This is a genomic window from Pseudorhizobium marinum, assembly GCF_000705355.1.
GTDB classification, from domain to species: Bacteria; Pseudomonadota; Alphaproteobacteria; order Rhizobiales; family Rhizobiaceae; genus Neorhizobium; species Neorhizobium pelagicum.
In genome coordinates, this window is sequence record NZ_JMQK01000013.1 from 108,853 (window position 1) to 129,127 (window position 20,275).

Annotated in this window: 18 protein-coding genes and 1 pseudogene; 16 read left to right on the forward strand and 3 right to left on the reverse strand. The window is 62.1% G+C overall.

What is annotated here, in order from left to right; genetic code table 11:
* The first annotated feature begins 45 nt into the window (after positions 1-45).
* Positions 46-291 (forward strand): hypothetical protein, encoded by a 246-nt coding sequence (locus EO99_RS0116330; protein ID WP_029619692.1) that lies wholly within the window; start codon positions 46-48, stop codon positions 289-291.
* On the opposite strand, the gene EO99_RS0116335 is transcribed toward EO99_RS0116330, so the two are convergent.
* Positions 273-1,175 carry a LysR substrate-binding domain-containing protein gene (locus EO99_RS0116335; RefSeq protein WP_029619693.1) on the reverse strand — a complete coding sequence of 301 codons (903 nt, stop codon included), beginning with the start codon at positions 1,173-1,175 and terminating at the stop codon, positions 273-275. The genes EO99_RS0116330 and EO99_RS0116335 overlap by 19 nt on opposite strands.
* Before the next feature lie 104 nt (positions 1,176-1,279).
* Between EO99_RS0116335 and EO99_RS0116340 the strand changes: the two genes are divergently transcribed.
* From EO99_RS0116340 to EO99_RS0116360, 5 genes are read left to right on the forward strand one after another with little or no spacing between them, the layout of a single operon-like run.
* Complete coding sequence (locus EO99_RS0116340; RefSeq protein WP_029619694.1) at positions 1,280-2,461, forward strand: PLP-dependent transferase; 1,182 nt, start codon at positions 1,280-1,282, stop codon at positions 2,459-2,461.
* Positions 2,462-2,505: 44 nt separating this feature from the next.
* Entirely contained in the window at positions 2,506-3,519 is a 1,014-nt protein-coding gene (locus tag EO99_RS0116345) for an amino acid ABC transporter substrate-binding protein (RefSeq protein ID WP_029619695.1), read from the forward strand.
* 15 nt (positions 3,520-3,534) lie between these two features.
* Positions 3,535-4,686 (forward strand): amino acid ABC transporter permease, encoded by a 1,152-nt coding sequence (locus tag EO99_RS0116350; RefSeq protein ID WP_029619696.1) that lies wholly within the window; start codon positions 3,535-3,537, stop codon positions 4,684-4,686.
* Complete coding sequence (locus EO99_RS0116355) at positions 4,683-5,780, forward strand: amino acid ABC transporter permease (protein ID WP_029619697.1); 1,098 nt, start codon at positions 4,683-4,685, stop codon at positions 5,778-5,780. Before EO99_RS0116350 ends, EO99_RS0116355 begins: the two co-directional genes overlap by 4 nt.
* The gene (locus EO99_RS0116360; protein ID WP_029619698.1) at positions 5,777-6,523 is read left to right on the forward strand and encodes an amino acid ABC transporter ATP-binding protein; all 747 of its coding nucleotides are present in this window, start codon (positions 5,777-5,779) and stop codon (positions 6,521-6,523) included. The genes EO99_RS0116355 and EO99_RS0116360 overlap by 4 nt, the downstream gene beginning before the upstream one ends.
* A 238-nt stretch (positions 6,524-6,761) precedes the next feature.
* Here the strand turns inward: EO99_RS0116360 and EO99_RS0116365 are convergent, their stop codons facing one another.
* Positions 6,762-7,904, reverse strand: a complete 1,143-nt coding sequence (locus EO99_RS0116365; protein WP_029619699.1) for a Gfo/Idh/MocA family protein — start codon at positions 7,902-7,904, stop codon at positions 6,762-6,764.
* 289 nt (positions 7,905-8,193) lie between these two features.
* Between EO99_RS0116365 and EO99_RS0116375 the strand changes: the two genes are divergently transcribed.
* The 10 genes from EO99_RS0116375 to iolB all read left to right on the forward strand — a co-directional run bounded on the left by EO99_RS0116375 (position 8,194) and on the right by iolB (position 19,607).
* Positions 8,194-9,027 (forward strand): TIM barrel protein, encoded by an 834-nt coding sequence (locus tag EO99_RS0116375; RefSeq protein WP_029619701.1) that lies wholly within the window; start codon positions 8,194-8,196, stop codon positions 9,025-9,027.
* Between the two features lie 176 nt (positions 9,028-9,203).
* Complete coding sequence (locus EO99_RS0116380; RefSeq protein WP_029619702.1) at positions 9,204-10,148, forward strand: sugar ABC transporter substrate-binding protein; 945 nt, start codon at positions 9,204-9,206, stop codon at positions 10,146-10,148.
* 95 nt (positions 10,149-10,243) lie between these two features.
* The gene (locus EO99_RS0116385; protein ID WP_029619703.1) at positions 10,244-11,320 is read left to right on the forward strand and encodes an ABC transporter permease; all 1,077 of its coding nucleotides are present in this window, start codon (positions 10,244-10,246) and stop codon (positions 11,318-11,320) included.
* 11 nt (positions 11,321-11,331) lie between these two features.
* Positions 11,332-12,111 (forward strand): ATP-binding cassette domain-containing protein, encoded by a 780-nt coding sequence (locus tag EO99_RS0116390; protein WP_029619704.1) that lies wholly within the window; start codon positions 11,332-11,334, stop codon positions 12,109-12,111.
* A 36-nt stretch (positions 12,112-12,147) separates the two neighbouring features.
* Positions 12,148-13,134, forward strand: coding sequence for an inositol 2-dehydrogenase (gene iolG / locus EO99_RS0116395; RefSeq protein ID WP_029619705.1), 987 nt, complete (start codon positions 12,148-12,150; stop codon positions 13,132-13,134).
* Between the two features lie 7 nt (positions 13,135-13,141).
* Positions 13,142-13,969 carry a MurR/RpiR family transcriptional regulator gene (locus tag EO99_RS0116400; RefSeq protein WP_029619706.1) on the forward strand — a complete coding sequence of 276 codons (828 nt, stop codon included), beginning with the start codon at positions 13,142-13,144 and terminating at the stop codon, positions 13,967-13,969.
* A 26-nt stretch (positions 13,970-13,995) separates the two neighbouring features.
* Positions 13,996-15,945, forward strand: coding sequence for a bifunctional 5-dehydro-2-deoxygluconokinase/5-dehydro-2-deoxyphosphogluconate aldolase (locus EO99_RS0116405; protein WP_029619707.1), 1,950 nt, complete (start codon positions 13,996-13,998; stop codon positions 15,943-15,945).
* Positions 15,942-17,774: a 3D-(3,5/4)-trihydroxycyclohexane-1,2-dione acylhydrolase (decyclizing) gene (gene iolD, locus EO99_RS0116410; RefSeq protein WP_029619708.1), complete on the forward strand. Its 1,833-nt coding sequence runs from the start codon at positions 15,942-15,944 to the stop codon at positions 17,772-17,774. Before EO99_RS0116405 ends, iolD begins: the two co-directional genes overlap by 4 nt.
* A 72-nt stretch (positions 17,775-17,846) precedes the next feature.
* Positions 17,847-18,752 (forward strand): myo-inosose-2 dehydratase, encoded by a 906-nt coding sequence (gene iolE / locus EO99_RS0116415; RefSeq protein WP_029619709.1) that lies wholly within the window; start codon positions 17,847-17,849, stop codon positions 18,750-18,752.
* A gap of 36 nt (positions 18,753-18,788) precedes the next feature.
* The gene (gene iolB / locus EO99_RS0116420) at positions 18,789-19,607 is read left to right on the forward strand and encodes a 5-deoxy-glucuronate isomerase (RefSeq protein WP_029619710.1); all 819 of its coding nucleotides are present in this window, start codon (positions 18,789-18,791) and stop codon (positions 19,605-19,607) included.
* 233 nt (positions 19,608-19,840) lie between these two features.
* Here iolB and EO99_RS28670 read toward each other — a convergent pair.
* Positions 19,841-19,941: pseudogene (locus EO99_RS28670) on the reverse strand (chemotaxis protein CheW); the annotation flags it as partial.
* Positions 19,942-20,275: the final 334 nt, after the last annotated feature.

Below are 20,275 nucleotides of genomic sequence, written 5' to 3' on the forward strand. Positions count from 1 at the left end.
GTTGCGGCGGCTCCGGACCCGCGATCGGCCTGCCGGGAGACGATGATGCAGCATTTCGCCCGTGCGGATAGCCTGAAGCTGCCGACGGACCAGAGCCTGGTGCTGTCCGTGCTGCGGTCGTCTGGCCAGTCGCTCAGTGCCTGTACCATCCTCGACCGATCGCGCGACGAGGATCTCAAGGCACGCTCTAGGTCTACCGGGCGCTGGAAAAGCTGCTGGAGGCAGGGCGGGTGTTTCTCGAACCAAAGCCGATGCGACGGCCCGACGGCGCGCTACCTCACCGGCACCTGATGGCGGATATTGCGCACCTCCATCAGTGCCGAGACGAACGCCCTCACAAGCCTTGCCTTCTGCATGTCCGGCCGAAACAGCAGATAGCTCTTGAAGTAGACGGCCGGCTCGAACGGCCGCAGGATGAGGCCCCGTTCGCCAAAACCGTCCACCGCGAGCGGATTGACGATCCCGACGCCCACCCCCTCCAGCGCCAGCGCACAAGCGGTGATGGCAAACGGCGTCTCGATGACCAGGTTCGGCCTGGCGCCCGCATCCAGACACAGTCGATCCAGTTGCAATCTCGCCCGGTCTTCCGGCGAGAGGGCGACGTAATCAACGCCGTGGAGATCCTCTGGCCGGATCACCTTCTTTGCCGCGAGCGGATGTCCGGGCGGAATGGCGCACAGCGCCGGAAAGCTTCCGAACACCTGGTGCTCGACGCCGGAGAGATCGACCTCGTCCGCGGCAAGGCCGAGATCGAATTCCCCGTCGACGACGTGGTTTCGGACCGAAGCTGAACTCATGATGCTCAGCGTCACAATGGCGGACGGGAACGTTTCCCTGAACCTGCGCACGGCGCGCGGAACGATGGTCGAGCCTGTCGCGGCGAGACTCGCGACCCGAATATGACCGGAGCCAAAGTCGCGGATACGCGCAGCCGACGAACGCAGCCTGTCGAGACCGCGAAAGCTCGTTTCCACGTCGCGGTAAAAGATGTCAGCCTCGGGCGTTGGCACCAGCCTGCCCTTGATTCGGTCGAACAGCGGGAAGCCCACCGTGGCTTCCAGCTCCCCGATCAGCCGACTGACGGCGGGCTGCGTGACGCCCATGAGCTCTGCTGCTCTCGACGCCGTCCCCGTGATGATGACGGCCCGGAAGGCCTCGATCTGCCGGAAGTTCATCTCCCCCTCCCATAAGGTTTACGCATAGATCTAGACGTTCTCGTCAATTGTCCTTCTACCACCCCTATGGCACGTTTTCCGTCGAAATCGAACGAGGACATACGATGCACGACCGGACGCTCTGCGTTAAACGCCCCGAAGTCTCCCATGAAGGCTTCGCCAGCCTCGCCACCCCCACCTACCGGGCTTCCACCATCGTCTTCGACAGTGCCGAAGCCTATGCCAACCGGTCCAAGCGCGGTCCCGACGGCTACACCTATGGCCTCCACGGCACGCCGACGTCGCGGACGCTCGAGGCGTCGATCACCGCTCTGGAACAGGGCCTTCGAACGGTCCTGGTGCCGTCGGGCCAGGCCGCCATCACCGTCGTCTTTCTGTCGGTGCTGATGCCGGGCGATACCGTCCTCGTTCCCGACAGCGCCTACCCGCCGGTGGCGGGCTTTTGCGAGAACTACCTTAAACCCCGCGGCATCTCCTACCGCATCTATGACCCCATGATCGGCTTGGGCATCGCGACCCTCATCGACGAGACCGTCAAGTTGATCTGGACGGAGTCGCCCGGTTCAACGACGATGGAGATCCAGGACATTCCCGCCATCGTCGCGGCCGCGAAATCCCACGGCGTCCTGACCGGCTGCGACAACACCTGGGCGACACCCCTCTATTTCAAGCCGCTTGCCCACGCCATGGACTTCTCGTCGATGGCGCTGACGAAATATGTCGGCGGTCATTCCGATCTCTTGATGGGATCGATCGCCGTCAAGGACATCGCGCTGCACAAGCAGCTGAAGGACACCATGCGGATGATCGGCATGGGGGTTTCGCCGGACGACTGCGCGCTGGCACTGCGCGGGTTGGAAACCATGGGCGTGCGCCTGGCCCATTCCGGGCGGGTTGCCTTGGACTTTGCCAGGAAAATCGCACACCGCGTTGCGCCGGAACTGGTACTGCATCCCGCCCTCCCCGGAGCCGCCGGACATGCATTCTTCCAGCGCGATTTCACCGGTGCGAGCGGCGTGTTCAGTCTCGTCATTCCCCCTCACGCCGAGGCAGCCCTTCCCGACCTTTTGACGGCGGCGCAGACCTTTGCGATCGGTGCCTCCTGGGGCGGAACCCATAGCCTGCTTGCGCCGATGACCATCACCCGCGCGACCGGCGCCGACGCCCATTCAGGCACGATTCTGAGGATCAACATCGGCCTTGAGGACGAAAACGACCTCTGGGCGGACCTCGAGCCGATCGTGGCGGCCATCGCGACAACGCCTGCTGTGGCAAAGACGGCCTGAACGACACCACCAACCAATCAATAACAAAGGGAACAACGGACATGATGAACTGGAAACTCGGTATCGCGGCGCTCGCCACCGCACTCTCCGCTACGGCTGCCACCGCGGGCCCGACGCTCGACAAGGTGAAGGAGAGAGGCCGTATCGTCTGCGGCGCCAGTCAGGGCACCGTCGGCTTTGGCTCGCCGGACGACAAGGGCTATTGGACCGGCCTCGATGTCGAGACCTGCCGTGCCGTTGCCGTCGCCATCTTCGGTGACAAGGACAAGGTCGAGTTTGTCCCCTTGAGCGGTCAGCAGCGCATTCCCGCGCTGCAGACCGGCGAGATCGACATCCTGCCGCGGACCCTCACATGGACGCTGCAGCGTGACGCGAACGGCATCAATTTCACCACCCCGACCTACTACGAGTTCACGGGCTTCATGGTCGCCAAGGCATCCGGCGTGACCAAGGTGGAGGACATGACGGGGGCGTCCGTCTGCGTACAGACAGGGTCCACCACAGAGGTCGTCGTCAACGACGTTTCCACCAAGCTCAACCTCCAGCTGAACCCGGTCGTGTTCGACAACGTCGCGGCCACCCGGCAGGCGTTCTTCTCCGGCCGATGCGACGCCCTCATCACCGATGCGGCCGCCCTTGCGTCCGTTCGCGCCACGCAGTCCGACAACCCCGACGACTACGTGATCTTCCCGGCGACGAAATACATGGATGCCCTGACGCCGGCGGTACGCCACGGCGACGACAACTGGATGGACATCGTCAACTGGTCGATCCAGGCGCTGCTCAATGCCGAACTCTACGGCATCACCCAGGCCAACATCGACGAGATGATGACCTCGGACGACCCGCGGGTGAAGCGCTTCCTCGGCGTCGAACCCGGCAACGGCAAGGCGCTCGGACTTGGTGACAAGTTCGCCTACAATATCGTCAAGCAGCTCGGCAACTACGGCGAAATGTTCGACCGCAACCTGGGTGCCGGCAGTGCGCTCAAGATCGAACGCGGCCCCAACAGACTGTTTTCCGATGGCGGACTGATGTTCCCGATGGCCTTCCAGTAGCCCCTGGAGCCCATCATGTTTTCCGCTGTTCTCGATAACAGACGGTTCAGGAGCTGGAGCGGGCAGATCCTTCTGCTGGGCGGTTTTGCCGCCCTCCTCCTCTGGCTTGTGAACAACACCGTCACGAACCTCGATGCCCGCGGGATCAGGGTGGGTTTCGACTTCCTGTGGCGCCCGGCCAATTTCCCGATCTCCGAAAGCGTCCTGCCCTACAATCCTTCTGACAATTTTCTCTGGGCCTATGTCACGGGCGTCGGCAACACGCTGGCGATATCGGTGCTCGCGATATTTCTGTCGACGGCGCTCGGACTGCTCGTCGGACTGGCGCGGCGGTCGAAGCACCCTCTAACATCCGGCGTCGCCGGCGTGTTCGTCACGACGATGCGCAACATGCCGCTGATCGTCCATTTGCTGTTCTGGTATGCGCTGGCGACCACCGCGCTGCCGGCGCCGCGCGAGGCCTACAACCCCGTGCCCGGCGTCTTCCTGTCGCTGAGAGGCTTCTACATTCCCGCGCTGGAACTGGATGCGTTAGCCTGGGCCATTGTCGGCCTCGTCATCCCCGTAACCTGGGTCGCCTGGCGCCTGCGCCACCATCTGGTCGGAACCGGCCGATGGCATGACCGCCATCCCCTCCCTGCGCTCTTGGGGCTGGCAACCGCCGTTGCCCTCGGCGCGGCGCTGCTGCTCCAGCCAGGTGCCGTGGTCAGCTTTCCGGAAATGCGCGGCTTCAACTTCACCGGCGGGCTCCGCCTTTCGCCGGAATTTGCCGCCCTCATGCTCGGCCTGGTGATCTACACCTCCGCCTTCATCGGCGAGATCATCCGCGGCGGCATCGACGCGGTCGCGATCGGGCAATGGGAGGCGGGCCGTGCGATCGGGCTGTCGGAACGGCATACGCTCACCAAGATCATCATCCCGCAGGCACTGCGGATCATCATTCCCCCGATGACGTCGCAGTATCTGTCGACCGTCAAGAACACCACCCTCGCGCTTGCCGTCGGATATCCAGAGCTCGGCCTCGTCGTCGGCACGGTCATCAACCAGACCGGCCAGGCGATCGAGAGCATCGGGCTGCTGCTCGGCATCTTCCTAACCATCAGCATCGCCGTTTCGCTGTTCATGAACTGGTACAATGCGCATGTCGCATTGGTGGAGGCACGATGACCGTGATCGACATCCACCCAACGGTTGCCCACATCGCCCCGTCCGCTCCGCCAAAGCCACCGCGCAAGCCGATCCTGCAGCTCTTCTTCGGCGACCTTGTGGCGTCAGTCCTGACCGTTGCCACCGGCTTCCTGCTGATCCTGATGATCCCGGCTCTGAACTGGGCTGTTCTGGACGCGGTGTGGGCCACCGACGACCCCTCCACCTGCCGCGACGGCGGTGCCTGCTGGGCCTTCATCGCGGCAAAATTCCGCTTCATCATCTTCGGCGTCTACCCGCCTGACGAGCAATGGCGCCCGCTTCTGGTCATGGGCCTGATCCTGGCGATGATCCTCGCCTCGCTGTCCCCGAAGCTCTGGGGCCAGAGACTGATTATGGCCTGGATCGCATCCGTCGCCGTCATGCTCACCCTGATGTGGGGCGGCGTCCTCGGAATGACGCCGGTACCGACCTCGAGCTGGGGCGGACTGCCGGTGACGCTGCTGCTTGCCTTGCTGTCCCTCGGCCTCGGCTTTCCCTTCGCGGTTTTCCTTGCGCTCGGAAGACGCTCGTCGCTGCCGATCCCGCGCATGCTGTCCCTGATGACGATCGAGATGGTGCGCGGCCTGCCGCTGGTGGGGCTGCTGTTCGTCGCCTCCATCCTGTTGCCGCTGCTTCTGCCGGCGGGGTGGTCGATCGACAAGCTCGGCCGAACACTGGCAGCGCTGACAGTGTTTGCTGCCGCCTATCTTGCGGAGGTGGTCCGCGGCGGCCTGCAGGGCGTCGCGGCGGGCCAGATAGAAGCCGCCAAGGCTTTGGGCATACCCGGATGGAAGGCCGTCTGGCACCTCGTCCTCCCGCAGGCACTCCAGAAGGTCATTCCGCCGCTGACCAACACGGCGATCGTGATGGTCAAGAACACCAGCCTTGTCCTGATCGTCGGCGTCTTCGACATGCTGAGCGCTGCCCGCGTGGCAGCCACAGACCCGGTGTGGCCAGCACCCTTTGTCGAGAGCTACGTCTTCGTCGCATTGATCTACTTCCTGATCTGCTTTGGCATATCGAACTACAGCCGCTGGCTCGAAACCCGCGTGCAATCCCGGAGCTACCGATGACCGCACATCAACTCAACGCCATTGAAGTGAGCGCCCTCGACAAATGGTACGGCAGCTTCCATGTGCTGAAGGCGATCGACCTGCGGGTCGCGGCAGGAGAGCGGATCGTTGTCTGCGGCCCCTCAGGCTCCGGCAAGTCGACCCTGATCCGCTGCATCAACCGGCTGGAAGAGCACCAGCGAGGCAGTATCTGCGTCAACGGCATCATGCTCGGCGACAGCGTCAAGAACCTTGATGCGATCCGGCGCGAGGTCGGCATGGTGTTTCAGCACTTCAATCTCTTCCCGCACCTGACGGTCAAGGAGAACTGCGCCCTGCCTCAGATCCTGTCGCGCGGCAGACGGCGACGGGAGGCTGAGGACATGGCCCGGCATTTCCTTGAGAAGGTGCGCATCCCCGAACAGGCAGACAAATACCCGGGTCAATTGTCCGGAGGGCAGCAGCAACGCGTGGCAATCGCCAGGGCGCTCTGCATGACGCCGAAGATCATGTTGTTTGACGAGCCCACCTCGGCGCTCGATCCGGAGATGGTGAAAGAGGTCCTCGACACGATGGTCACACTCGCTGAAGAGGGCATGACCATGATTGTCGTTACCCATGAAATGGGGTTTGCTCGCCGGGTCGCGGACCGCGTCGTCTTCATGGAAGACGGCCAGGTCAAAGAGGTCAATACACCTGCGGCATTCTTCGATGCTCCCGCGCAGGAGAGCACCAAGCGCTTCCTGGCAAACATCATGCACTGACAACGGGCCTACACGCGGTTCACGCTTCTCTCCGCAGCCTGCTGACGTCTCGGGAATGCTGCGGGGTTTTTACGTCCCCGAAGGAGGACATAAACTCCAGGGCTGCGCGCTCGACACCCGTTCCACGGCCGCTCCAACAGAGCACCGCAGTATTGTCTCAATGGTTGATCTGTTCGGGATGGGGGCGGCACTCGAAGTTGTCGACCGCTTCGATGCAGGACACAATACCGAACCATCGTTAGATAGACTCGGCAGGCACTTCGCCGACCAAGACCTGCCTCTTCAATGCGGCTGATCGATCGATCGCATGGATGACCTTTTCGAACTCCAGCGCCGCCTCAAAGTCCGCATAGGCGTGGCCGCCACCGGCGATGGCTTTCAGGAAGTTCCAAGCCTCGATCGTTTTGAGATCATTGAAGCCCAGTTGATGGCCGGGAGCCGGGCAGAAACTGCCATAGGGTGGATGCGCGGGACCTGCGAGGACCGTGCGAAAGCCGTCCATCGCCTTGTCTGCGGTGTTCTGGTAGATCTGCAGCTCGTTCATCCGCTCCTGCTCAAAGCAGATCATGCCGGCCGTGCCATGAACCTCCCAGCCGATACGACTCTTCCTGCCCCAGGCCGAGCGCGACGTGGAAAACAGACCGGTGGTGCCGCTTTCGAAGCGGATCAAGGCACTGGCGATGTCCTCGTTCTCCACCGGCCTGCGTTCGGCTGATCCTTCGACGGCGCGTGTCTTGTGAACCGTGTCGGTGTCGGCAACAACTGTCGCAACCGGCCCCATCAGCCCCTGCATCAGCGAGACGAGGTGGCATCCGAGGTCACCCAAGGCGCCAAGTCCGGCATCTGCCCGGATCGCGCGCCAGGTCCAGGCTGTCTCCGGGTCCGCCTGATAATCTTCATCAACAAAGCCGCGAAAGTGGACAGGCCGGCCGATCGCGCCCTCATGAACCAGCTTCTTGGCATGCTGATAGATGGGATTGGCAAGATAGTTATAGCCAACGATGGTCCGACAGCCGGACCTCCTTGCCGCAGCCTGCATTTGTCTCGCCTCGTCCAGCGTCAGGGCCATCGGCTTTTCGCAGTGGACATGCTTGCCCGCTTCCAAAGCGGCAATGGCAATCTCTGCATGCATCTTGTTCGGCGTGGTCACACAAACGATTGCGAGAGCTGGATCTGCCACGAGCTCCCGCCAGTCTCCGGTCGCCCTTGCGAAACCGAACTGTCTTGCCATTGCGTCGGCCTTGTCTGCAGGCTGGTCGCACAGCAGCTCAAGCCGCACCTCTGGCACGTCTCCAAAAACCGCGTTGACGGATCGGTAGGCGAGCGCGTGTGCCTTGCCCATGAAACCGGTCCCGATCAGACCAATGCCGATCGACTTCATGTCTCATCCTCCCACCCGCCCTTACCGGATTTCGCAACGGATGCCGAAAACGCCGCATCCGTGATGGCAATGCTGTGCACTGGCGCAGGGTAGGTCCCCCTCGCAACCTCGTCAACAATCCCCGGAAACGCCCGCTCTTCCTGCCTTACGATCGGCATGTGCCTGAGAGCCTCTCGCTGATAAGATAACATCATCGCGGCCGATCTGCATTGCGAGGATCGGCGACGACGTCGACCGACCGCTTTCTGCGGCCACGCTCTGTATTGCCAGATATATCGGGAGGGACACCATGAGACTATCCATTCCATTTGCGCTCAATCATGTTTGCGCACCTGGCCTCACCTGCCGGCAGCTCATTGCGCTGGCGGCCGAACTAGACTGCGCCGGAGTGGAGCTTCGCAATGATCTGGCCGCCAAAAACCTTAGCCACCGCCCCTTCTTCGACGGAGAAGATCCGGCGGCAATCGGTGCCTATGCCCGCGACAAAAATGTCCGCCTTCTGGGTCTTTCAGAGATCTATGGTTTCAACGACTGGAGCCCCCAGATGGCTGACAAGGTCCGTGCGCTTGTCGCCCGGGCGGAGCGAAGCGGGGCGCAAAGCATCAGCCTGGTTCCGCGCAACGACGCCCCACTTCAAAGCGCTGGCGAGCGCGCATCACAGCTTCGAACTGCACTTGCTGCCATTTTGCCGATGGTGGTCGAGGCGGAGATCATCGGCCTGATTGAACCGCTCGGATTTGCGACCTCGTCATTGCGCTACAAGCGTGAAGCAGTCGAGGCGATCGAAGCGGTTGGGGGTGAGAGGAGCTTTCGTCTCGTCCACGACACCTTTCATCACCACCTCGCCCAAGAGGAAGATTTCTTCCCGGAATACACCGGGATCGTACACATCTCCGGGGTCAGCGATCCGCAGCCCACGGTCGGTGACATGCGCGATCATCACCGCGTGCTGGTCGACCAGCGAGACCGGCTGCGCAGCGTCGTTCAGATCGAGGAATTGATCAAGGCCGGCTACAACGGGGCTTTTTCGATGGAGGCCTTCTCGCCGCAGGTCCATGGGATTGCCGATCTTGCAGGCTCCCTCGCGCAGTCCCTCGACTACCTCCGCTCTGCAATTCGCTAGTTCCTTCCCGGGGAGAGGGGAGGCTTGACTCCGCCAAGAAATGGAATGATTATTTCATTTGTGAGCAATTCAGGACTAAACCTTCCACGAGGAGGTGAGAGGTTTGGCCGCGCTCACCCATGACGAAAAATCCGGCGGACCGGGGGTGAGCCGGCACCCGAAGTGGAGGAGAAATCATGAAAAAGCTCATTCTGGGCGCCATCACGGCTGCCCTCATGTCGACGGCCGCCCATGCCGAGAATATCGGCGTCTCGATGGCGCTGTTCGACGACAACTTCCTGACCGTGCTGCGCAACGGTATGAACGAGTACGCCAAGACGCAGGATGATGTCACCCTGCAGATCGAGGACGCGCAAAATGATGTCGCCAAGCAACTCGACCAGATCAACAACTTCGTCGCCTCCGGAGTGGATGCAATCATCGTCAACCCGGTCGACACATCGGCCACGGAGGCCATGACCAAGGCTGCCGAAGCCGCCGGCGTGCCTCTGGTCTACGTCAATCGCGAGCCGATCAACGTCGATACGCTACCGGACAACCAGGCCTTCGTTGCCTCCAACGAACAGGAATCCGGAACGCTGGAAACCAAGGAGGTCTGCCGTCTTCTCAGCGACAAGGGCAAGAACCCGGCTCGCATCTACATCATGATGGGGGAGCTATCCAATCAGGCAGCCGTCATGCGCACAAAGGACATCAAGGACGTCATGACGTCCGGCGACTGCCAGGTGGAGCTGCAGGTCATCGATGAGCAGACCGCCAACTGGTCGCGCGACGAGGCGCAGGACCTGATGACCAACTGGCTCTCCACCGGCGAGCCGTTTGACGCTCTGATCTCGAACAACGATGAAATGGCAATCGGCGCAATCCAGGCCATGAAGGCCGCCAGCATTGCCATGGACGAGGTGGTCGTTGCCGGCATCGACGCGACCCAGGATGCCCTTGCCGCAATGGAAGCGGGCGATCTGGACGTTACGGTATTCCAGGATGCCGCAGGTCAGGGCAAGGGTGCCGTTGACGCCGCCTTGAAGCTTGCGCGGGGAGAGAGCGTCGAGCAGAAGGTCTACATTCCCTTCCAGCTGGTGACGCCCGAAACCATGTCAGATTACAAGTCGAGGAACTGAGTTCGGCATCAAACCCGCGAGGGCAGTCCCAGACCGCCCTCGCCCGAACAACTGGCCGCAAGGCTGTTGCTGCTGAACGCGGGAGTTTTTAAGCGATGGCGACCTCTAACCTGCAGGACGTCGGCGGCCTTGCCTTCGACACGTCCAGACGCCGCTGGCCAAACGAGATGAACGTGCTGGTCGCGCTCATCCTGATCATCGGCATGTTTGAACTTTTGGGCCACCTGATGATGGGCCAGAGCTTTCTGTTCGACACCTCGGGCCGAAGCAGCTCGATCTTCAACGAGCAGCGACTGCGCATCATCATCCTGCAGGTTTCCATTGTCGGCATCATCGCCATCGGCGTAACGCAGGTCATTATCTGCGGTGGGATCGACCTTTCGTCCGGTTCGGTGGTGGGCGCGGCTGCCATGGTCGCCATGAGCTTCGCCCAGGTTGCGCAAGTCAACGGCAATGCAAACCCGACGCTGGCGCTTGGGCCATGGGCGGCCGACCTGCCCGTTCTCGTGCCGATCGCCGTTGCGCTGCTGTTTGGCCTCGCGGCCGGGGTGATCAATGGCGCACTGATCGCCTATACCGGCATTCCGCCCTTCATTGCCACCCTGGGGATGATGGTCACCGCCCGCGGAATTGCCAAGTGGTGGACCGTCGGCCGGCCCATCTCCTTCCCGACGGAAAGCTACCGCACAGTCGGCGACGGGCTGATGCCCGTCATTATCTTCGTCACTCTGGCCGTCCTCTTTCATCTCATCCTGCGCCATACCGTCTACGGCAAGCACACCTACGCCATCGGCTCCAACGAAGACGCTGCCCGGATGTCGGGAATCAAGGTCGGTCGGCACAAGGTTCTTGTCTACACCATTGCCGGGATGCTTGCCGGCGTGGCCGCGATCGTGCTTTCGTCGAAGAACCTCACCGCCCAGGCCGGAATGGGGGTGATGTACGAACTCGACGCCATCGCCATGGCCGTGATCGGCGGTGTCTCCCTGTCGGGAGGACGCGGCTCGATCGCCGGCACCGTGCTGGGCGCGCTCATCTTTGGCGTCATCATCTCCGGGTTCACCTTCCTGCGGCTGGATGCCTATTACCAGGAGATGGTGAAGGGCGGAATCATCGTCGCCGCCGTCGTACTCGACCAGTGGCGCCAGCGCCGCGCCGCCTGGGGCCCATGAGGGAGCACGTCATGACCGATAGCAGCATCATCCTCGAGACAGTCGATCTGACAAAGCACTACGGCGGCGTTCACGCCCTCCAAGGCGCTCATTTCTGTATCCGCAAAGGCGAACATGTCGCCATCATGGGTGACAACGGCGCTGGCAAGTCGACGTTCGTCCGGCAGATCACCGGCGTCGAGCGGCCTACCCGCGGTCAGATCATATTCGACGGTGAGAGGGTCACTTTCGACAATCCGATGCAGGCGCGCGAGGCGGGCATCGAGACCGTCTTTCAGTCGCTCGCTCTCGCCGACGAACTGGATGTTCCAGACAACCTCTTCCTTGGCCGTGAACTGGTCCGCTTCCGCTTCGGTCCCTTTTCCATCCTGGACTACAAGGCCATGCGTCAACGGACCCTGGAGGCCCTGGAGAAGACCGCAGTCAAGATCCCCAACCTCAAGAACACGATCCGCAACATGTCCGGCGGCCAACGGCAGTGCGTGGCCATCGCCAGAACCGCGACCTTCCACTCGAAACTGACCATCATGGATGAGCCAACGGCAGCTCTCGGGGTTCAGGAAACGGCACAGGTCGAAAACATTATCCGCACGCTGAAGCAACAGGGAGAACCCCTGATCCTCATCAGCCACAACATGAGGCAGGTCTTCGATCTCGTTGATCGCATCATTGTCTTCCGACGCGGACGCATCGTCGCGGATCTCAAAAAGGAAGAGACCGACGGCCAGGATGTGGTCGCCTATATCACGGGTGCCAAGACGGGTGCCGAATTCCACGATGCCGCCGCCTAGCCCCGGAAACGACCGCTTTTTCAACAAGAGGACACCATGACGCTAAAATTTGCCCTTCTCGGCGCCGGTCGCATCGGCAAGGTCCACGCCCGAGCCATTTCCGGCAATCCGGACGTCGAGCTCAGCGTCGTAGCGGATGCCTCGGCCGAGGCGGCCAAGGCCATCTCCGACCAATACGGTTGCCGAGTGTCGACCATCGACGCAATCGCAACGGACCCGGTGCTCGATGCTGTCATCATCTGCACGCCCACGAATACCCATGCCGACCTGATCGAGATGTTCGCGCGTGCCCGAAAGGCGATCTTCTGTGAAAAGCCGGTGGATCTTGATGTTACCCGGGCCCAGGCGTGCCTGGCGGTCGTTCGTGACACGGGGGCAAAGCTCATGCTCGGCTTCCAGCGCCGCTACGACCCCCATTTCTCGGCCGTCAAGAAAGCCATCGCCGATGGTCGCATCGGCGAGGTCGAGATGATCCAGATCGTCTCGCGCGACCCGGGCGCACCGCCCATCGACTACATCAAGACCTCCGGCGGGATCTTCCGCGACATGACCATCCACGATTTCGACATGGCCCGCTTTCTCCTGAGCGAGGAACCGGTAAGCGTCTATGCAACTGCATCGGTGCTGACTGACAAGGCTATCGCAGGTATAGATTTCGACAGCGCCTCCGTCACACTGACCACGGCCTCGGGCAAGCACTGCACCATCTCGAACTCCCGCCGCGCCACCTATGGCTATGATCAGCGGGTTGAGGTGCATGGCTCGAAGGGCACGATCTGTGTCGAGAACCAACGGCCGGTTACGATCGAGCTCGCGACCGCTGTAGGCTTTACCCGGCCCGCGCTGCACGACTTCTTCATGACACGCTATGTCGAGGCCTATGCGGCAGAAATCGCCGCCTTCGTCTCGGTCGTCAAGAATGGTACCTCTCCCTCGCCCAGTGGCGAAGATGGCTTGCGCGCGCTGATGCTTGCGGACGCAGCCTTGCGTTCGGCGAGCCAGGGTGTCGTGGTGGCCCTTTGAGGATCTGATGGTGACATTCGAAAACAGTTTTGAAATCCTCAAAAGCCGCATCGTTGGCGCCCAGGATACCCTGCCCAAGCGCCTGGCGGAGGCAGCAGCCTATGTCCTGGCAAATCCCGACGAGATTGCTTTGGGTACGACCGCCTCCATCGCCAAGGCTGCCCAGGTCCAACCGTCGACGCTGGTCCGGCTTGCCCACCATCTCGGTTATGAAGGCTTCTCCGATCTGCAGCAGGTCTTCCGCGAGCGCCTGATGGCGCGTGCGTCAAGCTATGAAGAGCGCCTCAGCCGGCTGGAAGCGAAGGCCTCGCCGGGGACATTCGACGGCACGGTCATGCATGGCTTCATCGACGCGGCCCGCAACTCGGTAGACAGACTTGCCGCACAGGTGAGCGATGCGGAGTTTGCCCGGCTTGTGACGGTACTGGCTCGCGCCCGCACCATCTACCTCATCGCCCGCAGACGTTCCTATCCACTGGCCGCCCACCTTGCCTATGCATTCGGCAAGCTTGGCATCCGGGCCATCATGGTGGGTTCCACCAATGGCATAGATGAGGAAATTGCTGACATGGCGCAGGCTGACGATGCAGCCTTCATCTGCTCTTTCGCACCCTATGCCTCGGATACGGTGGACCTTGCAATGCGCCTGCACGACGGTGGCGTGCCGATTGTCGCGCTGACAGACTCGCCGCTCTCGCCACTTGCTCCGCTGTCGAAGGCCTGGCTTGAGATCTCCGAGAATGACTATGCCGGATTCCGCTCCATCGCGGCGTCCATGGCCATTGTTTCCGCCCTGCCGGTGGCGATCGCCGAGCGGCGGCGGCACATGCAATAGAAGCGACGGAGAAGGCAGCCATGGCGATGGACGACAGCAAACCTCTCGACCTGATCACGATCGGCCGCGCGTCGGTGGATCTCTATGGCGACCAGGTCGGCGGCCGGCTTGAGGATATGCGGTCGTTCTCAAAGTATATTGGTGGCAGCCCGACAAACATTGCCGCCGGTGCGGCGCGGTTGGGTCTGAAGTCGGCAGTGATCACACGTGTCGGTGACGAGCATATGGGCCGCTTCATCCGCGAGCAGCTGATTGCCGAAGGGGTGGCCGTAACCGGGGTCAAAACCGACCCGGAACGGCTAACAGCTCTGGTTCTGCTTGGCATCCGCGACGAAACCAGCTTCCCGCTTATCTTCTACCGCGAGAATTGCGCGGACATGGCTTTATGTGAGGACGACATTGATGAGGGCTTTATCGCCTCCGCAGGCTGTGTCTGCGCCACGGGGACGCATCTGTCGCATCCGCGAACGGAAGGCGCTGTCCTGAAGGCTGTTGGCCTTGCCCGCAAACATGGCGCCCGAACCGCGCTGGACATTGATTACCGCCCGAATCTGTGGGGGCTTGCAGGTCACGGTGCCGGTGAAAGTCGGTTCATGGAATCCGGTGCGGTAACTGCGAAACTGCAATCCACCCTGCATCTTTTCGACCTCATTGTCGGGACCGAGGAAGAGTTTCATATTGCCGGCGGTTCGACGGATACGATCGTGGCCCTCCGCAACGTCCGCAAGGTCTCCTCCGCCACTCTCGTGTGCAAACGTGGCCCTATGGGTGCCGTCGCCTTCGACGCTGACATCGGCGCAGCCCTGGAGGAGGGGCGTTCCGGTCCAGGTTTCCCGATCGAGGTCTTCAATGTTCTTGGCGCTGGCGACGGGTTCATGTCTGGCCTCCTGCGCGGCTGGTTGAGAGGCGAAAACTGGGAAACGTCGCTTACCTATGCCAATGCCTGTGGCGCCTTTGCCGTTTCCCGGCATGGCTGCACGCCCGCCTATCCTTCGTGGGATGAGTTGCAGTTCTTCCTGAAGCGCGGTGTCAGGCGTCCAGACCTGCGCAACGATCCCGCGCTGGAGCAGGTCCACTGGGCGACCAACCGCAAGGGCGACTGGCCGCAGATGCGCATCTTCGCCTTCGATCATCGGCTCCAGATGGAAACCCTTGCCGGGCAAGCAGGCGCGCAGCCCGAACGGATCGGGCAGTTCAAGACGCTTTGCCTGCAGGCCGCCTTGGATGTTGCCGCCGGCCGTCACGGTTACGGCATACTGTGCGATGACCGTCTCGGTCGCAAGGCGCTGCATTCTGCGACGGGCCGCGGGCTTTGGATCGGCCGGCCGACCGAATGGCCCGGCTCGCGACCACTTGCATTGGAACCGGACCTCGGACCGGACTGTGGCGGCCTGCACACCTGGCCAAAGGATCACGTCGTCAAGGTGCTGTGCTTCTGCCATCCAGATGACGATGACGAACTGCGGGCACGGCAGGAAGAAACTCTCCTGCGTCTCTTTACCGCCGCCAGACGCAACGCTCTGGAGTTCCTGCTCGAGATCATTCCTTCCAAGGTGGCGCCGGTGACAGATGACTGTGCGGCGCGGCTGATCCGTCGCCTCTACGCCATCGGCATCTTTCCGGACTGGTGGAAGCTTGAGCCGATGCGCTCCTCCGCCGCCTGGCAGGCCGCCTGCCAGGCCATCCAGGAAAACGACCCTCACGTACGCGGCGTCGTCATCCTCGGGCTCGATGCGCCGGAGGCCGAGCTCGCTGACAGCTTCCGCGCCGCGGCGCAGTTTGATCTGGTGAAAGGTTTTGCTGTTGGTCGTAGCATTTTTGCCGATGCCGCAAGCAACTGGATGAAAGGCCAGATCAGTGATGGGCAAGCGGTCGCGATGATGAAGGAGCGGTATGCACGCCTGTGTATGATCTGGGAAGACGCACGGGCGCACCACCTCGGCGCACGCAAAGAGACCACCGGAGAAAGAGCATGAAGACCATCCGGCTGACGGCGGCGCAGGCCGCGATCCGTCATATCGCCAGGCAGCTGAACGAGGATGGCGACCCTTTCATCGCCGGCTGCTGGGCGATTTTCGGCCACGGCAACGTGGCGGGGATCGGCGAGGCGCTGCACAGCGAACGTGACAACCTCCAGACCTTTCGCGGCCATAACGAACAGACCATGGCGCACGCTGCGATCGCCTATGCAAAGCAGCTTTGCCGGCGCCGGGCGATGATGGTCACCTCCTCCATCGGGCCCGGCGCCACCAACATGGTGACGGCTGCTGCCCTTGCACATGTGAACCGGTTGCCGGTCCTCTTGATGCCCGGCGACGTCTTTGCCGGACGCGGCCCGGATCCAGTGCTTCAGCAAATCGAGGATTTTTCCGACGGCACTGTTTCAGCCAATGATTGCTTCCGTCCTGTAAGCCGGTACTTCGATCGGATCCTGCGGCCGGAGCAATTGCTGACCGCCCTGCCCCGCGCGTTCCGAACAATGACCGATCCTGCCGACTGCGGGCCGGTGACCCTGGCCTTCTGCCAGGATGTCCAGGCAGAAGCCTGGGACTGGCCTGAAGAGTTCTTCGAACCAAAGGCGTGGCGCATCCGTCGTCCACAGCCGGACCCGGCCGAGGTTCAGCAGGCGGCCGCTATTCTCAAGGCTGCCAGGAAGCCGGTGATCATCGCAGGCGGCGGCATCCACTATGGCCAGGCCTACCCCGATCTGAAGGCCTTCGCCGAACGCTTCCAGATCCCGGTCGTCGAGACCCAGGCGGGCAAGTCGGCGCTCCCCTGGGATCACCCCTTCAACATGGGGCCAGTCGGCGTCACCGGCGCATCCAGCGCCAACGCCGCCTGCGCCGACGCTGACGTCGTATTCGGCGTTGGAACCCGTTTCCAGGACTTCACAACCGGCTCCTGGGCCCTGTTCGGCAATCCGCGTCGCAAGCTGATCTGCCTCAATGTCCAGGCCTATGACGCAGCCAAGCACGGCGCCCAGCCCATTTGCGCCGATGCAGCGGCAGGCCTCTCTTCGCTGGCCAGCGCCCTTGGCGATGCGTGTTTTGCAGCACCCGATCCGGTGCTCAAGACGGACTGGTTCGCGGCCGCCGACACGGTCACCGGCGCACCGGATGCACAAGACAATGCTTTGCCGACGGACATGCAGGTCATCGGCGCGGTGCAGCGGTCGGCGGCGGCCGACACGGTCGTGATGTGCGCGGCGGGTACCATGCCAGGCGAACTGCACAAGCTCTGGAAGGCGGGCCGGCCGATGTCCTACCATATGGAGTACGGCTATTCCTGCATGGGATACGAGATCGCCGGTGCGCTTGGCATCAAGATGGCGCAACCGGAGCGAGACGTCGTCTGCATGATCGGCGACGGTTCCTACATGATGGCCAACTCGGAGTTGGCGACGGCCGTGATGATGGGCATCAAGATCACCCTCGTCGTCACCGACAATCGCGGTTTTGGCTGCATCAACCGCCTGCAGATGAGCACCGGTGGTGCAGAGTTCAACAACCTTCTCGACCATGCACAATACGCCAATCCTTCGCGGATCGACTTTGCCGCCCATGCAGCATCCATGGGCGCCGAGACGCGCAAGGTTAGCAGGATCTCGGAACTGGAGGCAGGCCTTCGGGAGGCACGCAAAGCAACCGGGCCGTTCGTCTTGGTCATCGACACCGACCCCTACCCGTCCACGCAAGCCGGAGGCACATGGTGGGATGTCGCCGTCCCCGCGGTCTCCACCCGCGAGGCGGTGCGAGAGGCGCGGCAAAACTACCTGAAGAACCTGAAACGTCAGCGCACCAACTAAGGCTGACGCCTTGGCCGGCGGGATACATGTGCGCAGCAACCAGCCGCCATAGGAGCGGCCAGAGGAATATCCATGAACGTCAAGATCGGCATCTCTCCCATCGCCTGGCAGAACGACGATCTGCCCGATCTCACCGCCGCTTACACGATGGATCAGGCGCTGAAGGAGGCCAGGGAGATCGGCTATATCGGCGTCGAGCGCGGCCGCCGCATGCCGCAGGACACGCAGGGGCTGAGGCAGTTTCTCAGGCAGCATGATATCGCCCTTTGCGGCGGCTGGTGCTCGGGCACCCTGCTGGCATCCGGGGTCGCGACGGAACGCGAGGCGATCGCGCAGCAAGTTGCGCAGTTTGCAGAGCTGCGGGCTCCCTGTATTGTCTATGCCGAATGCTCCAACACCGTCCAGGGCCAGATCGGCGTTCCGGTCAACCACCGGCCCAAGTTGTCGCGCGACGAAGTCCACGCCTACGGCCGCAAGCTCACCGAAATCGCCAAATGGACGAAGGATCAGGGCGTCACCCTCTCCTACCACCACCACATGGGCGCCTGCATTGAGGATCAGGATGATATCGACTGGCTGCTGGAATCCTCAGGGCCCGAGGTGACGCTCTGCTTCGACACCGGCCATCTCGTCTTCGGCGGCGGCGAAATCGCCCGCACCATGGATCGCTGGGGCGATCGCATCCACCACGTCCATTTCAAGGATATCCGTCCCGATGTCGTGCGCGATGTCCGTGACAACAACAGGAGCTTCCTGGACGGTGTGGTCGCCGGGGCGTTTACAGTGCCCGGCGATGGCATCATCGATTTCCACGACGTCGCCGCCCGCCTGCGGGCGATGGACTACAACGGCTGGATCGTCGTGGAAGCAGAGCAGGATCCGGCCAAGGCGCCACCCTACGACTATTCGAAGATGGGTTACGAGCATATCCTCGCGGTTTGCGGCAAGGCAGGCCTGTCCATCGCAGGCCAAGCGTGAATGAGATGCACCATCACCAGACGGAAGGAGTAGCAAATGTCTGATCTTCTGATCAAGCCGAATGGCACCACCGGCAGGGTTCATCACATCACCGCAGACAGCGCCAGGACGAGAAAATCGCCGGATTGGGCGTATGTCGGTTTTGACCTTTACCGCCTGAAGGCGGGCGAGCGCGTGGAAGAGCGGACCGCAGACCGCGAGGTGATCCTTGTGCTCGTCGAGGGCAAGGCGGAGATCTCCGCGGCCGGTGAGAATTTCGGCACGCTTGGTGAGCGAATGAGCGTGTTTGAGCGCACCAGGCCAGCTTGCGCCTATGTTCCCAATGACAGCCAGTGGGCTGCAGGCGCTGTGACCGCTTGCACCCTTGCCGTCTGCACCGCGCCCGGCAAGGGTGGCCACAAAGCCAGAGTGCTCGATGTTCCGGATCTCGTCATCCGCGGCAAAGGCGCCAATACCAGATACATTTTTCCGATCGCCATGGAGGAGTCGGATGTGGCCGATAGCCTTCTGGTCACCGAAGTCTTCACTCCCGCCGGCAACTGGTCCTCCTATCCTCCGCACCGTCATGATGAGGACCGGTTTCCGCAGATGACCTATCTCGAAGAAACCTACTACCACCGCCTGAACCCGGCCCAGGGCTATGGCCACCAGCGTGTGTTTACCGAGGACGGCGAGCTGGACGAGACGATGAGCGTCTCCGATCACGACGTCGTGCTGGTTCCGAAAGGACACCATCCTTGTGCAGCCCCTTACGGCTACGACATGTATTATCTCAACGTCATGGCCGGCCCACGCCGCCAGTGGCGCTTCCAGAACCACCCCGACCATGCCTGGATTGCCACGCGAGACGCATGAGTTGCTCGCAGTCAACAGCAGCGGGAGTTGTTCGTGCCAGCCTCAACTCCTGCCACACGTGGCTCAAACGCGGTGGCGGCGCCTGCACCAGAGGGTCCAAAAAGCCTGACCGTTGCCAGTCTCGCGTGGCTGCACAGGTGCCGGCAGCTTGCCGCTAGGTTGTTACCGTTTTACAAGAGAAGTAACAACCTGCATGGGGTAGGCGCACGTGATCATCTGACCGATTGCTTTGATGGCGCATGAGGGAAGGGTGTGGCGGGAGCCCACTTGCGAATTTGCGGATCGCTGTGGTGCGGACGCAAAATTCCTGGTTCGCCAGCCGAAGGGCTATGATCTCTAGTCTAGTCCCTCGCTCACAAGCGGAATTTAATGGACGCGCCTCAGAACTCTTACCAGCTCTCGGTGCTGTCGCGGCGGCGGCCGAGGCCTTGCATCGCCGAGGGCCTTGGCGATCTTGCCGAACCCGCCGCGCGATGCCGACCGGCTCTCGACGCGGACGGCGATGATCGAGGCAGCCTCGCCGAGCACCTGAGGTTCAAGCAATTGCAGCGAAAGTGGCAACCGGTTCGCGTCCGGAATTGCGTCAAACAATAAGGTAGTAACGCAAAAGGCCGGGAGCGTTTACGCTCCCGGCCCCTCTGATCATTCTGGAGGTAAGATCAGAACTC

Excerpts from the sequence above, each read along its gene's own strand:
- EO99_RS0116365 (WP_029619699.1), bottom strand. The coding sequence starts at position 7,904 with ATGAAGTCGATCGGCATTGGTCTGATCGGGACCGGTTTCATGGGCAAG.
- EO99_RS0116375 (WP_029619701.1), top strand. The coding sequence starts at position 8,194 with ATGAGACTATCCATTCCATTTGCGCTCAATCATGTTTGCGCACCTGGC.
- EO99_RS0116350 (WP_029619696.1), top strand. The coding sequence starts at position 3,535 with ATGTTTTCCGCTGTTCTCGATAACAGACGGTTCAGGAGCTGGAGCGGG.
- EO99_RS0116335 (WP_029619693.1), bottom strand. The coding sequence starts at position 1,175 with ATGAACTTCCGGCAGATCGAGGCCTTCCGGGCCGTCATCATCACGGGG.
- iolD (WP_029619708.1), top strand. The coding sequence starts at position 15,942 with ATGAAGACCATCCGGCTGACGGCGGCGCAGGCCGCGATCCGTCATATC.
- EO99_RS0116400 (WP_029619706.1), top strand. The coding sequence starts at position 13,142 with ATGGTGACATTCGAAAACAGTTTTGAAATCCTCAAAAGCCGCATCGTT.
- iolB (WP_029619710.1), top strand. The coding sequence starts at position 18,789 with ATGTCTGATCTTCTGATCAAGCCGAATGGCACCACCGGCAGGGTTCAT.
- EO99_RS0116390 (WP_029619704.1), top strand. The coding sequence starts at position 11,332 with ATGACCGATAGCAGCATCATCCTCGAGACAGTCGATCTGACAAAGCAC.
- EO99_RS0116405 (WP_029619707.1), top strand. The coding sequence starts at position 13,996 with ATGGACGACAGCAAACCTCTCGACCTGATCACGATCGGCCGCGCGTCG.
- iolE (WP_029619709.1), top strand. The coding sequence starts at position 17,847 with ATGAACGTCAAGATCGGCATCTCTCCCATCGCCTGGCAGAACGACGAT.
- EO99_RS0116385 (WP_029619703.1), top strand. The coding sequence starts at position 10,244 with ATGGCGACCTCTAACCTGCAGGACGTCGGCGGCCTTGCCTTCGACACG.
- EO99_RS0116360 (WP_029619698.1), top strand. The coding sequence starts at position 5,777 with ATGACCGCACATCAACTCAACGCCATTGAAGTGAGCGCCCTCGACAAA.
- iolG (WP_029619705.1), top strand. The coding sequence starts at position 12,148 with ATGACGCTAAAATTTGCCCTTCTCGGCGCCGGTCGCATCGGCAAGGTC.
- EO99_RS0116345 (WP_029619695.1), top strand. The coding sequence starts at position 2,506 with ATGAACTGGAAACTCGGTATCGCGGCGCTCGCCACCGCACTCTCCGCT.
- EO99_RS0116355 (WP_029619697.1), top strand. The coding sequence starts at position 4,683 with ATGACCGTGATCGACATCCACCCAACGGTTGCCCACATCGCCCCGTCC.
- EO99_RS0116380 (WP_029619702.1), top strand. The coding sequence starts at position 9,204 with ATGAAAAAGCTCATTCTGGGCGCCATCACGGCTGCCCTCATGTCGACG.
- EO99_RS0116340 (WP_029619694.1), top strand. The coding sequence starts at position 1,280 with ATGCACGACCGGACGCTCTGCGTTAAACGCCCCGAAGTCTCCCATGAA.
- EO99_RS0116330 (WP_029619692.1), top strand. The coding sequence starts at position 46 with ATGCAGCATTTCGCCCGTGCGGATAGCCTGAAGCTGCCGACGGACCAG.